The organism is Niallia sp. (genome assembly GCF_031978665.1).
GTDB lineage: Bacteria > Bacillota > Bacilli > Bacillales > Cytobacillaceae > Niallia.
This window is the reverse complement of sequence record NZ_DALZDK010000065.1, coordinates 1-14027: the sequence shown is the minus strand read 5'-3', so window position 1 is coordinate 14027 and position 14027 is coordinate 1. Positions and strand designations below refer to the sequence as shown.

At 37.0% G+C, this 14027-nt stretch carries 12 protein-coding genes and 4 riboswitches; of the genes, 5 read left to right on the top strand and 7 right to left on the bottom strand.

Features of this window, described 5'->3' with window-relative positions; translation table 11 throughout:
• Positions 1 to 189: 189 nt before the first annotated feature.
• From RTL21_RS22675 to RTL21_RS22655, 5 genes are all read right to left on the bottom strand, one after another.
• Complete coding sequence (locus RTL21_RS22675) at positions 190 to 375, bottom strand: hypothetical protein (RefSeq protein ID WP_312099384.1); 186 nt, start codon at positions 373 to 375, stop codon at positions 190 to 192.
• Positions 376 to 446: 71 nt separating this feature from the next.
• A riboswitch (cyclic di-GMP riboswitch) is annotated at positions 447 to 529 on the bottom strand.
• A 193-nt stretch (positions 530 to 722) separates the two neighbouring features.
• Positions 723 to 1202, bottom strand: a complete 480-nt coding sequence (locus RTL21_RS22670) for a hypothetical protein (protein WP_312099383.1) — start codon at positions 1200 to 1202, stop codon at positions 723 to 725.
• A gap of 70 nt (positions 1203 to 1272) precedes the next feature.
• Complete coding sequence (locus RTL21_RS22665; protein ID WP_312099382.1) at positions 1273 to 2013, bottom strand: AAA family ATPase; 741 nt, start codon at positions 2011 to 2013, stop codon at positions 1273 to 1275.
• Positions 2014 to 2024: 11 nt separating this feature from the next.
• The gene (locus RTL21_RS22660; RefSeq protein WP_396954494.1) at positions 2025 to 3242 is read right to left on the bottom strand and encodes a Y-family DNA polymerase; all 1218 of its coding nucleotides are present in this window, start codon (positions 3240 to 3242) and stop codon (positions 2025 to 2027) included.
• Between the two features lie 63 nt (positions 3243 to 3305).
• Complete coding sequence (locus RTL21_RS22655) at positions 3306 to 3638, bottom strand: YolD-like family protein (protein ID WP_312099378.1); 333 nt, start codon at positions 3636 to 3638, stop codon at positions 3306 to 3308.
• A 230-nt stretch (positions 3639 to 3868) separates the two neighbouring features.
• A riboswitch (SAM riboswitch) is annotated at positions 3869 to 3976 on the top strand.
• 81 nt (positions 3977 to 4057) lie between these two features.
• Positions 4058 to 4246, top strand: a riboswitch (cobalamin riboswitch).
• Positions 4247 to 4472: 226 nt separating this feature from the next.
• Here RTL21_RS22655 and metE point away from each other — a divergent pair.
• The 4 genes from metE (at position 4473) to RTL21_RS22635 (ending at position 11703) form a co-directional block, all read left to right on the top strand.
• Positions 4473 to 6758, top strand: coding sequence for a 5-methyltetrahydropteroyltriglutamate--homocysteine S-methyltransferase (metE, locus tag RTL21_RS22650; RefSeq protein ID WP_312099377.1), 2286 nt, complete (start codon positions 4473 to 4475; stop codon positions 6756 to 6758).
• Between the two features lie 219 nt (positions 6759 to 6977).
• A riboswitch (cyclic di-GMP riboswitch) is annotated at positions 6978 to 7067 on the top strand.
• Between the two features lie 89 nt (positions 7068 to 7156).
• Positions 7157 to 8833, top strand: a complete 1677-nt coding sequence (locus RTL21_RS22645) for a pyridoxal phosphate-dependent decarboxylase family protein (RefSeq protein ID WP_312099376.1) — start codon at positions 7157 to 7159, stop codon at positions 8831 to 8833.
• Complete coding sequence (locus RTL21_RS22640) at positions 8817 to 10514, top strand: methyl-accepting chemotaxis protein (protein ID WP_312099375.1); 1698 nt, start codon at positions 8817 to 8819, stop codon at positions 10512 to 10514. The genes RTL21_RS22645 and RTL21_RS22640 overlap by 17 nt, the downstream gene beginning before the upstream one ends.
• 469 nt (positions 10515 to 10983) lie before the next feature.
• On the top strand, positions 10984 to 11703 hold the full coding sequence (locus RTL21_RS22635; protein WP_312099374.1) for a YebC/PmpR family DNA-binding transcriptional regulator: 720 nt from the start codon (positions 10984 to 10986) through the stop codon (positions 11701 to 11703).
• Between the two features lie 133 nt (positions 11704 to 11836).
• On the opposite strand, the gene RTL21_RS22630 is transcribed toward RTL21_RS22635, so the two are convergent.
• A complete protein-coding gene (locus RTL21_RS22630; protein ID WP_312099373.1) occupies positions 11837 to 12742 on the bottom strand; it encodes an NAD(P)/FAD-dependent oxidoreductase in 906 nt (301 codons plus the stop codon).
• Between the two features lie 75 nt (positions 12743 to 12817).
• Complete coding sequence (locus tag RTL21_RS22625; protein WP_312099372.1) at positions 12818 to 13222, bottom strand: Rrf2 family transcriptional regulator; 405 nt, start codon at positions 13220 to 13222, stop codon at positions 12818 to 12820.
• A 226-nt stretch (positions 13223 to 13448) separates the two neighbouring features.
• Here RTL21_RS22625 and RTL21_RS22620 point away from each other — a divergent pair.
• Positions 13449 to 14027 (top strand): 5'-methylthioadenosine/S-adenosylhomocysteine nucleosidase family protein (locus RTL21_RS22620; protein WP_312099371.1); only part of this gene is annotated, 579 nt, incomplete at its 3' end.

Here is a 14027-nt window from a genome sequence, read left to right as displayed (position 1 = left end):
GAACAGAGAAGGCCGCTCTGTGCCCGTGGAGCGGAGAAAAAAGGCAAAAAGGGAATAGAGGAAGCCGCTCTGTGCCCGTGAAGTGGAGAAAAAAAGCAAAAAGGGAACAGAGAAAGCCGCTCTGTTACCGTAGAGCGGACGAAAAAGAAAAAAAGGGAACAGAGCGCGCCGCAAAATAAAAATCCATCATTAATTAATGATGGACTGGCAGTAAGGACAGGTGATATCAGGTAGCTGCTTAAATTCAATTCGTTTAAAATCTGATTTTTTAAAGGTAGAATACGATTTGTATTTCGATCCACACATACAGTAATTCTTGTCCTTTACAACATGTCTAACACACGGTTTTTCAGTTACTACGGTTGGATAAAACATGACATTTCCTCTTTTCTAATTTTATAAGGCAAATTAGACAGGAAGATTTTTTAACAAGATATATGTATAATCTTGGCAACCCGGCTACCATAGCAATTGCTTTAGGCCCGTGGCTTTGCGTCTTTTACTTTCGTAAAATTTGCCCAGATTTAATTTTACCATGTTATTCGGTTAATTCAAGGTATAAAGTCATGTTTTTTGTTGTTTTCGTAAAAAAATATGAGTTTATAGTCCTGTTTATTATTCTAGGAATCGTTGTCAATAGGTATAAGGGCTATGTCTGTCATGTGATGGTTTATTACTTATAGCCACGGCTGAGGATCACTCGCTATAAGTTTAAAGGATTCTTATTCTTTCACAGAAAGGGATTTCTTCTCCAGTTTCGTTACTAGCTTATAATATTTAATTAAAAAAAATAATAAAATTGGGTTAATGCAAAAGGAGTAGGAGAGTTTCCACCAGCCATAATGAAAATATCCCCATGGCGAGGGGAGTAAAGTGAGCCATTCATATCCTATAATGATAAAATTCCATAGGGAAATAAACAAAATTTTGTTTAGAATCTTTGTCTTCATCGGATAAAGATTTAGGAAAATAATATTTACAGGCGGTACTAAAAACAAAATGTGAATGATGGATTCCCAATCGACCTCTGATTTACTGAAGTACCAGTAAGCATGGTATCCTACATCTACATATAAATCAAAAAGCTGCTGAAAGGTGAGCGTGAATAGCCATATATGTAAAATTTGATTCATTGTTAATTTTTTATTCGTTATATAGGCAATAAAATTAAATAAAAAGACAGAGAATAATAATCCAATCATAATAACCTCCAAAGTAATCAGATAATTATACTATTTACTTATTTGATTAGATTATCCCGTATCCAGATTTTTACATTTTTTCTTCTGTTTCTTCCGCGAATATATCTTTTAACATTTTCTCACGATGTTTCAAAAAGTATTTGGTAATTTGATAGTGCTCTGTATCTTCGTACTCCATTTCCTCTATTTCGTCTCCATCAAAGCTAAGAATTGTCGCATTTGGATAGCCTAATAAAATCGGAGAATGGGTCGCAATAATAAATTGGCATTCTTCGGTTTCGGCTAAATCGTGGAGGATGCGAAGAAAGCTTAATTGCCGTTGTGGGGATAGCGCTGCTTCCGGCTCATCTAATAAATAAATCGCTTCTCCTCTGAAGTGATGGAGAAAGAGAGAGAGGAAGGATTCACCATGGGATTGCTGTAATAACGATTTTCCGCCATAGCTCGCATACTTTTTATCACTGTCCAGTTGATCAATATGTGTGGCAAATTCATAAAAAGATTCCGCCCGCAGAAAAAAACCGTTTGTAAGCTTTGTAGGAGACCATGATAACTGCAGATATTCTCCCAAGTCAGACTGGGAGGAATGAACGTCATAGGCATTATTCCTGCCACCGCCTGCCGTGTTAAATTGACATTGATAGGCAATTGCTTCAAGCAAAGTAGACTTTCCAGAGCCATTCTCTCCAACGAAAAATGTCACCTTATTTTTAAAATCAAGAGAGCTAAAATGGCGAAGTGCGGGGATTGTAAAAGGATAAGTATGTTTGGAAGGGACGTTTTCCTCTTTTAATCGAATTCGTTTTAACATCGATACACCTCCTATTTTTTATGTCCGCCAAGTAGTTGAGCGCGTTGCAAGGCAGTGCCGCCAGAAGTATAGGAAACAGCACGTAAGAGGGCGGTTGATCCATAGCGATTGCGGATATTGTCAACCACATACCCAAGCTTTCTTTTTTTCCAGCCGCCTGTATCAAATAAATCTAATTGCATTTCATAATCATTCTCTAATTTTGTAATAGAAACAGAAATTTGTCTAACCGTTTGCCCGCGGTAATTTTCATGAAACAATGCCAGGCAGACGTGATAAATAATCATGGTTACATTCGTTGGATTTTCGATTGTGCGCGATCGTTGAAAACCGCCGCCAAATTCATCCTTGCTATAAGAAATACCTAAGCTGATTGTGCGCCCTGCATGGTGATTGCTTCGTGCTCTTTTAGCAACGTCCTCACACATTTCAAGGAGAACGGATTTAATTTCGTGGATGTCTTTATAATCTCGCAGCAAAATCTGGCTTTTCCCGTAGCTGATTTGTCCTTGCATAATGGGTGCGCCAATTTGCGATAAATCAATTCCCCAGGCATGATGGTAAAGTTGATTCCCCATAATCCCAAATTTTTTCTCGAGTAATGTTAAATCATAGCGTGCTAATTGGCCAACAGAGAATATTCCCATATTGTTTAGCGTTTTTTCCGTTCGTTTCCCGATTCCCCACATTTCGCGCAAAGGGGAAATAGGCCATAGTTTATTGGGAATGTCTTCATAAGTCCATCTGCTTACACCGCCATTTGCCTTTTTTGCATCTAAATCAAGGCAAAGCTTTGCCATGAGCATATTGGGGCCGATGCCAATGGTTGAAGGCAAACCAAACTCACGCATGATATCGCCTTTAATTTTTTGCGCGATTTCTATTGGTGTACCAAAGCTTTTTTCCATTCCGCTTACATCGAGAAAGCTTTCATCGACAGAATAGGTATGGACAGCAGAGGAGGGCACATATCGGAAAAATAATTTCGTTATTTCGGTAGACACGCGAATGAATAGTCCCATTTGGGGATTTCGCACCATAATTCTTGGATCATCTGGTATTTCAAAAAGTCTAGAGCCTGTTTTTATTCGAAAGTCTTTCTTCATGGCAGGAGATGCCGCTAAGACGACACTGCCCTTTTGGTCGGTATTGCCGACAACAGCAAGATGGCAGGTGAGGGGGTCTAATCCTTCTGTGACCGCAATAATGCTCGCATAAAAGCTTTTCATATCTACACAAAGAATCGCTCTATTTGGAAATTGCGTATAATCAAACAAGGTAATGCTCCTTTTTTAATAATCGTTTTGTATGTTTACTAAGCTGTGAAAAGGAATAGAGTGCGTCTGATTATTTATATCTTGAATGCGAAGCTCTTGGTTTAGATGGTCAATATAAGTCGTTTTTCCGGATATGCTCAAGATCGCTCCGTTTTTAAAAATATCGAAGTGAAGCAAAAGATTATATTCGATTCCTTCGAGTAAAAGCAGTTCCATTTCTCTTATTTTATCTTCCTCTAAAATAGGCATTTTAATTTTTTTTGCTTCCGCTAAAATCTCTTTTATGCTTTGAACATGCTCTGGCAGCATCATCGCCGTCCACTTTATCGTGCCTCGATCGCGTAACATCTAGATCCTCTCCTTAATGGTTTTATCATATCAGAACAAATGTTCGTAATCAAGAAGGAGTAAAAGAGAAATTGCATGTAAAAATAGGAAAAGGATTGTAATAGCGAACAATTTGAAAATTTTACGTATCCAAAATGATAAAAAGAAACCTTTATAGTCTTTAAAACAATAATTGACAACCAAGAATTATCATGCTAATATTTTGTTAATTCAAAAAAGTGCATAAAAAACTCTTATATAGAGAGGTGGAGGGACTGGCCCGTTGAAACCTCAGCAACCATTCTTTTAAAGAAAAGGTGCTAATTCCAGCAAAGCATTCATGCTTTGAAAGATAAGAGGGGGATAAAGCTACAAGATGAAAACCTCTCTTTGTTTACATAAGGGAGGTTTTTTATTTTTTATGATAGAAATGAACTGAAAATTAAATAGCGCAAATAGGTGCTGTGAATTCCAATTCATAGCTTAAAAGGGAAGATCGGTTAGAATCCGGCGCGGTCCCGCCACTGTATGGAGGAGCAACTTCTCATATCCACTGTCTTTTTTAGATGGGAAGGAGAGAAGGAGTGATGATCCTAAGTCAGGAGACCTGCCTATTTTGTAAGTAAGCTTACTCTACGTGGATATAGAGGAGGGAGAATATGTGTTGGGATAAAGATTGTCTCAACTCTAGTTAGTGCTGTACTTAAATGAGTGTATCTCATAAGAGTCTGACTCCACTGTTTATCTAGGAAGCAAGAAAGTAGAGAGCTTCTGTATAGATAGATGTGGAGGTCAGACTCTTTTTTTTTCACTAACTTTTGACTGAGATAAAAAAATAGGAAATGGGGAAGCAACATGTGCAAAAGTTCAAATTTAGGCTATCCAAGAATTGGAGAAAAACGAGAATGGAAAAGAGCATTGGAGCGTTACTGGAAGGGCGAATATACGGAAGTCGAGCTTCTGCAAGAAACGAAGAATCTTCGACTGGAAAACTTACAAAAGCAAAAGCTTCAAGGAATTGATTTAATTCCTGTCGGTGATTTTAGTTTCTATGATCATGTACTTGATACAGCTACGATGTTTGGGCAGGTGCCGTCTAGATTTGCTTATAATGGGGGGAAGGTTCCCTTACAAACATATTTTCAGATTGCGCGTGGGAATAAGACTGCAGTAGCATCAGCAATGAAAAAATGGTTCAACACAAATTATCATTATATGGTGCCAGAACTTGGAGAAAGAAAGCCAATATTAACAGAGAACCGCCCTCTGACCTTTTATCGGGAAGCAAAAGAAGCATTAGGAATCGAGGGGAAACCGGTATTGTTAGGACCCCTGACCTTTATTAAATTAGCAAAAGGCTATGATGAAGATAAGTTGGAAGAAACAGTAGAAGCTTATATTCCTTTATATGCGCAAATTTTAAAGGAGCTAGAAGCAGAGGGTGTAGAATGGCTTCAAATAGACGAACCATATTTAGTCACAGATGTTACTAAAAGAGAATGGCAAATCACTGAGCACATATATCATACGCTACAAGAAGTAGCTCCAGAATTAAAGGTGATTCTGCAAACTTATTTTGAAGCCGTGACAGATTATCAAAAAATCATTTCATTACCAGTGACGGGAATCGGCTTAGATTTTGTTCATGATGAAGGTCAGAATTTAGCATCTATTCAGCAATACGGATTTCCAGAAAATAAAATTCTTGCTGCTGGAATCATTGACGGCCGAAATGTGTGGAAAACTAATTTAGAAGAAAAGTGGGATTTACTTGCGGAGATACAGAAGTCTATAGAAAGGGAAAAGATAATTATCCAGCCATCATCAAGTTTACTACATGTACCAGTAACAGTGAGGGAAGAGAAAATAGACTTGGGTTTAAAAGAGGCACTTGCTTTTGCAGATGAAAAATTACAAGAAATAAATACGTTAACAAAAGGGATCAGAAAAGGGAAAGCAGTCATTCAAGCAGAAATCGATAAAAGTGTAGAAGTGATTAGTAAATTGAACGCTTCCACTGCAAGAAATAACCAAGTCCTTCATGAAGAATTAAAAACGACTGCTGACAAACCGGAAAGAAATGAAAATGCAAGCATAAGACAGCAAGCACAGCAAGAAGCCTTTTCCCTGCCAGTTCTTCCAACAACGACAATTGGAAGCTTTCCGCAGACAAAGGAAGTGCGGAAGGAACGGTTAAAATGGCGAAAAGGGGAGATAACAGAGGAAGAATATGAGCGCTTCATTCAAGCAGAAATAGAAAAATGGATACAGATTCAAGAAGATTTAGGGTTAGATGTATTTGTACATGGGGAATTCGAACGGACAGATATGGTTGAATATTTTGGTGAAAAACTAGCTGGTTTTCAGTTTACGACATTCGGCTGGGTGCAATCCTATGGTTCCCGCTGTGTGAAACCACCGATTATTTATGGAGATGTCGCTTATCTGAAGCCCATGACGGTGAAAGAAACGGTCTATGCTCAAAGTCTGACGACTAAGCCTGTAAAAGGAATGCTGACAGGACCAATTACGATTTTAAACTGGTCATTTGTAAGAAATGATATTTCAAGAGCAGAAGTAGCAAAACAAATCGCTTTCAGCCTTAAGAAAGAAGTGGAGGAGCTCGAGAAAAACAATATTCGCATGATTCAAGTAGATGAACCGGCTATCCGTGAAGGATTGCCATTAAAAAAAGAAAAGTGGAAGAACTATTTAGATGCGGCTGTCTACTCTTTTAAACTTGCAACAACTTCTGTGGAGAAGGAAACACAAATTCATACCCATATGTGTTATTCGAATTTTGAGGACATTATCGATGCCATTGATGCACTCGATGTAGATGTAATTTCCATTGAAACTTCCAGAAGTCACGGGGAATTTATCCAAACATTTGCGAAGAAAACATATAATAAAGGAATTGGCCTTGGTGTGTATGATATACATAGTCCGAGAGTGCCAACAAGGGAAGAAGTAACCCGAAACATTGAACAAGCTTTAGGCGTTCTTAGTCCACATTTGTTCTGGATTAATCCCGATTGCGGATTAAAGACAAGAAATGAAGAAGAGACAATCCAAGCACTTCATGTAATGGTAGAGGCAGCAAAGAAAACAAGAGAAAAGCTATTAGTGGAAAAATTATAAAACACAAAAAAACTTGGGACATTAGTCGCAAGTTTTTTTGCTATAGTTTTTATTACTTTCGGATTCGAAAAAAGAAGTTTACCAGGTGAATGAAAAAAAGTGTTATTGTTGAAAAAATTAGTAAAATTAGAATATTTATAGGTCCATTGATATAAAGTTAGAAAGTTGTTATCATGTAATAGATGTAACTATTGAACTATGGCTATTTAACTAATATATGCTTATATCGGGCAAACTCGTTGAAAGGCGGGGACGCAAAGCTTCAGATCTAAGGAATAGTTATTATTCTAAGATAGCTGGGTTGCAAGCAAAGATAGATAAACACTATCTATCTTTATAGCACTTTGCCCATTTTTAGAGCAAAGTGCTTTTATTTTTTAAAAAAAGGGGTTAGTTAAATGGAACTACAAGAAATTCAACGTCTATTTCCAAGTGAAGATGGAAACAAGGAACAGCAACAGTATTTATTAGATTTAATGAATGGATTAATTAAGGAAGTAGATTCCTATAAGAATCCGAATAAATCTATTCTAGGCGAAACAAAGAATAGAGATGATGATTTTTATCGGAAGCTAGTCGAGCATTCTGTTGTGCCACAGAGCGGAAAAAATATGACAGCTGTGGTTGATGATTTACTAGAATTAGTGAAAGGACATCCATACCACACACATAAATTTGTAACCAATGTATTACCGATGGCAAGTATTCCAGGGATCATTGGAATGCTGACAACTATTCTAGTAAATGGAAATAATTTATGGGATGTATATGGACCAGCTGGAGCTGAAGCAGAGGTAAAGGTTGTTTCCATGATGTCTAAATTAGTAGGATACGACCATACGAAAAGCTTTGGATACACAACATGGGGCGGGCAAGGAGCTGTATTTACAGGTTTACGCTTAGCGATTGCGAAAAAATATCCAAACGCAAAAGAAGAAGGAGTTCCTTCTAATTTATACTGCTTTGCATCAGAAGGGGCACATTATAGCTTATTAAAGTCGGTTGAAGCAACAGGAATAGGAAGCAATCATTTAATTCGCGTAAAAACAACAGAAGATCATTCCATGGATATTGGCGATTTAAAAGAAAAGTTAGTACAGGTAATCGAAGCAGGTGGCGTACCTGTATATATCGTAGCAACAACTGGTACAACTGATTCATTTGGAATTGACAATGTCAAAGAAGTAAAAGATGTGATTGCATCCCTCATGGATACATATGGAATAGAGGATATCCATGTCCATGCAGATTCAGCATTAGGTGGATTCTACAGTCTGTTTAATTCGTATGATTTTGAGACAAATCCATTGAATTTTGAAGGAAATGTACTAGAAGGCTTAGCTAGTATTAAAGAGCGGATGCAGTATCTATCTTTAGCAGACAGCCTGTGCTTTGATTTCCAAAAGCTTGGACAGACTCCTTACTTAACAAGCTTATTTTTAGCAAAAGACGGCGGCTCTCTAGGCTTATTGGATTTAGAAGAATTTGAGACTCCTTATGTTGGAAACCGCGGTTACGGAAGCTATCATACTGGCTATACGTTAGAATGTTCACGAATGGCAAGCTCCATTGCGATTTATGCTGCATTGCAAGCCTTTGGAATCGAAGGATACCAGCAAATACTAGCAAACTATGTTCGTGTGAATCTAGCATTCCGCGAAAAAGTAGAAACGCAATTTCCAGCTATAGCCGTTATTAATCCAACAATTGGTCCTGTTAGTGTATTCCGCTTGTACAGCGAGAAGGCAAAATGGGAGGAAGAAGTTGCTGGTAAAGCGTCAGCGGCAGCGATAGAACAAACGAATCAGCTAAACCAGAAGCTATTCGAACTACTTGGTAGAGACAGAGAAGAATACTTTTTTGGGGATACGAAAAAGGTGTGTATGATTGAAGCAAACGATTCAGAAGAACGTTATCCTGTATATGCTTCTAAGTTTTTCTCCATATCTCCTTTTACAGAAGTAAAACATATGGATGAAATCATCGAATTTCTGAAACCGAGAATTGCAGAAGTACAAAATATGGATGCATTAGTGACGGAACAGGAGGAAAAAGAACTTGAGCTTAGCTACTAAGAAAAAACAAAGTTCGATCTTTAAGAAAAATTTACAAGGTTATTTAATTCCCCTTATTATTAGCAGTTTAATTTTTACTGGTGTTACACTGATCTTTACTCGAGGAATCGTCGAAAATCAAGTCATAAAAGGATTTGAGCAAACATTAGAAGCAAATCTTCAAGTAGCTGTTAATGAGGTAGAGCAGGAATATATAGAGGAAGCAGAAAAAGGGAATCAAGAAGCATACCAGAATTTGCTTACCCAATTAAATGACTTAAAAGCACAAACAAATGTGGAAAATGTCTACGTCTTAGGGAAAGCTGGGGATGATGGACATATCATTGCCTTAAGTGAGACAGACGAGAATGGAAGCGAATATCCATTTACGGATGAGATGAATCGTGCATTAGCAGGAGAAAAACTATTCAGTGATATTTATGAGGATGAATTTGGCGTGCATAAATCCATATTTGTGCACGTGGAAGGAACACAAGCAATATTAGGAATAGATATGGATGCTTCGTTTATAAATGAGCTATATACTCAAATTATTTATGTCTTTGTTGGTCTTATTTTAATCGTATTAATCATTGGTAGTCTTATCGCATACTGGATGAGTAAGCGAATCTCAAAACCAATTGTAGCGTTAGCAAACTATGTAGAACCGCTGGCAAATGGTGATTTCACTGGCGAAACGTTAAAGGTGACATCTAATGATGAAATTGGTGCATTAACAATAAACGTAAATAAAATGGTTAGCCAACTAAAGGATTTAATTGGTCAAGTATCCATTAATTCGGAACAAGTTGCAGCAACTTCTCAGCAATTATATTCAAGTGCAGAACAAACAAGCTCTTCCATTTCCATGATTAATGACTCGATTCAAGAAATTGCTTCGGGAACAAATGAGCAAACAAATGAAATCGAAGAGATTAGTGATGCGGTAGAAAAAATTGCTCATAATTTAGAAGATATGACTGGAAAAATAAAAGAGGTCACAAATGCAGCTACGGGAACTGCTAAGATTTCCGAAGAGGGCTCAAATGTTGTAGGCAAAGCAGTGAAGCAAATGCAGATTATCCATGAGAATGTTACTGAATCTGCTGATGTTATTAAGTATCTGCATGAAAGCTCCACTCAAATTAACGAAATTGTTTCCTTGATTACTAATATTGCTGGACAGACCAATTTGTTGGCACTAAATGCATCGATTGAAGCAGCACGTGCAGGAGATCATGGAAAAGGCTTCTCTGTAGTAGCAGAAGAAGTGCGTAAGCTTGCAGAAGAGTCTGCTAGTGCAGCAAATCAAATTAGCGAAAAAATCGTCTTTATCCAAGATCAGTCGATTAAAGCGGTGGAGACAATGTCAAAAGGATACGAAGCGGTTCAAACAGGGATTACTACTGTAGATGAAGCAGGATCTTCTTTTGAAAATATCCGTAAGTCTGTCCATACAGTGGCAGATCAAATCTCTGTTATGGAAGCGAAAATTATTGAAATGAATGATAGTGGCAGCAAAATTGCAGCATCTTTGGATAACTTGTCAGAAAGCTCAAGTGAATTCTCTGGACATGCACAAAATGTTTCCGCAGCATCAGAAGAACAGACAGCTGTTATGGAAGAAATGGTAACAGCGACAAATACACTGTCTGAAATGGCAGAATCATTACAAACAATTGTAAATAAATTTAAACTTTAATTTTAAGACTGTTTTCTAAAAGATTGTTGCTTTCTCAATAGAAGAAATCAATTAATGAGGAAATCTGAGCAGCCTGAATACACGTAGACGCCACGGGGATTAGCGAGACAGCCTGAGACCCTGCAGGCCAAAGGCAGACCGCGGCTTTAGCGCGAGCCCCACGGAAAGCGGAGTGTATTCAGGCTGCGGGGTCATAGCAACAAACTTTACGAAAACAGCCAATTTTAAAAAGGGGGAGCTTACTAAATTATCTTTTCGTATCTTTCAAGATGAAGGCTAATTTATGGGAACTCCCTTTTTCTATCAGTATATCTGTCGAAGATTCGCCATAAAGTTTTGACCAAAAAGCTGAATAAAATCGACATTTCATGTATAATATTAGTGGCTTTAAGAAACGGCATCTAGATAAATGCCGTGTTTTTATCTATAATATATAGTGGAATGTAAAAGCAGAAAGAGAGTGTTCATAATGGGTCGTAAATGGAACAATATTAAAGACAAAAAAGCTTCAAAAGATGCAAATACTAGTCGTATTTATGCAAAATTCGGACGCGAAATTTATGTAGCGGCTAAACAAGGTGAACCAGATCCAGAATCTAACCAAGCGCTAAAAGTTGTACTTGAGCGTGCAAAAACATATAGTGTACCAAAACATATTATCGACCGTGCCATCGAAAAAGCAAAAGGCGGTTCAGAAGAAACATTTGATGAGCTTCGCTATGAAGGCTTTGGCCCTAACGGTTCGATGGTAATCGTTGATGCTTTAACAAATAATGTAAACAGAACAGCTTCCGATGTTCGTGCCGCATTTGGTAAAAATGGCGGAAACATGGGAGTAAGTGGTTCTGTTTCTTACATGTTTGATGCAACAGCTGTAATTGGGGTAGAAGGAAAATCAGAAGAAGAAGCATTAGAGCTTCTAATGGAAGCAGATGTAGATGTACGCGATATCATGGAAGAAGAAGATTCTGTTATTGTATACGCAGAGCCAGATCAATTCCACGCCGTACAAGAAGCATTTAAACAAGCTGGTGTAACAGAATTCACTGTAGCCGAGCTAACAATGCTTGCACAAAACGATGTAACATTAGATCCAGAAGCACAAGCGCAATTCGAGAAAATGATTGATTCGATTGAAGAGTTAGACGATGTGCAGCAAGTGTATCATAATGTGGATTTAGGCGAGTAAGCTAGATAAGGATAGGTGAAAACTCACTTTTTGTATGGAATAAGAACCATATAGAAGTGGGTTTTTTCTTTGTTGTAACCATAATAATAAAAAAACTGATGAGTTTGTCTTTGTAACTCATCAGTTTACAGATTTAAAATCTATCCAAGGTTAAATCCATGTTTATACTGAAAGCAGCCCTACTGCCGTCAGCGGCAGAAAGCATCAAAGAAGAGGGTCCTGATTTTTCCGTTTCACCAGCAATATATACACCATTTATTGTTGTTCGTCCAGCACCGTCTGTGATAATTGCTCCATTTTCATCAACTTGACAATTTATTTGTTCAGCAAATTTATTTGGACGATAAAAACTCGGAACTACAAAGCCGCCACTTCTTAAGATATTTTCACCTGATACTAATTCAATGCTTTCTAAGTTGCCAAGAACTCCATGTAAGCTTTTAATAGCTTCTGTATAAATCTTAATTTTTTTACCTTCAAAATCATTTCGAACATTAGTGGATAGATGATGACCATTAGTAAAAACAATTAAATCCTTAGACCAATTAAATACTAATTTAGTCATATGAATAATATGTTCCTCCTTTTCTGCAATTACAGCTAACGGCTTGTCTCTTAGCTCCCAGCCATCACAATATGGGCAGCTGAATAAACTTTTGCCGTAATATTGTCTAATTTGTGATAAGGGAAATTCTTCTTGAATACCGGTAGCTAGCAATATTTTTTCTGTTCTATAAGACTTATTGTTCGAGGTAGTGATAAAAAATAAATCCGTTTGCTCCTCTTTATTTACCTCTATAACTGTGTCATCTATAAAGGACACAGATGAATAAGGTTCTAAATCTTTCATTGCAATATTTTTAAATTCTTGTGGTTTAATTCCATCTCTTGTTAAAAAACCATGTGACTCTTGCGTTACACGATTTCGATTTGTTCCATTATCAATTATGGCAACCTTTCTCCGTGCTCTCCCTAAAATTAAAGCTGCACTTAATCCGGCAGGTCCTGCACCAATTACAATACAATCAAATTTATCCATCATTATTTCCCTCCGTATTTATAAAATATATTATAGAGTTTTAATGTCTATAATTAGGACGAAAGACATCTTGATTTATATAGATGTCTCATTCCATTTGTTGGCAAGGTCCACAATACGTGTTTGATTCAATTCATCTAAGAGCTTTTCCTCAGCTGATTCGATTGCTTTCTGAATTAAACAATCAGGATTATGACTAAGACAATAATCAAAAATAGGGGTCAAACCTTCAATAGCTTTTATAACATCTAGTAATGAAAGTTTTTCCCAATCTGGTTTTAATTTATATCCACCATTAGCACCTGAAACAGATTCAACCAGACCGGACTTTACTAACTTTGTTAATATTTTTGATAAATATGTCGTGGAAACTCCTTGGCGTTCAGCTAATTTTGCCACACCAATATGTTCATCAGGGGGATTAGCAGCTAAAAACATCATGGTGTGGAGAGCATAGTTCGTTGCTTTTGTTAACTTCATTATATCACCCTATTGTAGACTTAATGTATCTATAATATCAATTTAGGTTTTTAATGGCAACTAATAAGTGTTCCTTGCATGAAAGGGAAGTCTTTTTCTTATGTCGGTATAGGGACAGGTTAGCAAAAAAGGATATTTACATATTACTAACGAATTATTGATGAACAGAGTATAGAAGGATAGTGATAAAAATGAAATTCAGTAGTGACAAAAGAGTGATAAGTCGATGATAGGAATAAGTATAGCAACGAAGTGGGAATATGAAGCGACATTGGAGTATTTCGGCATAAAAGATAATGAACGTTTCGGTTATCCCTATGGTGAGTATTTCTTAAGAACCATTAATGATACCGAACTTGTTTTTTATAGCACCGGTGTAAGAAAAGTAAATGGCGTTGGTGGTAATCAGTATATGATTTCTAAATTTAATTTAACTAAAGTAATCGTTGCTGGAACATGTGCAGGAATAGATGAAAAGTTCAGTAATTTGGATATTTTTGTACCCAATAAAGCCGTTCAATATGATTGCACAGTAAAAGAAATCGAGCCTCTTATTAAACAATCCTTCACAGTCGATATGGATCTATCAAAATATGAAAATGATTTTTATACTGGAACAATTGGCACCGCTGATAAAGCAGTAGTTATGTGGAAGGACTATTTAGAACTGAAAGAAAACGAAATAACAATAGCCGATACAGAAGCGGCTGCAATTGCTTATATCTGTAAGAAGAATGATGTTGAATGTATGATTATTAAAGGAATATCTGATTTTCCAACAGATGAAAGAAACGCTGATAAATTT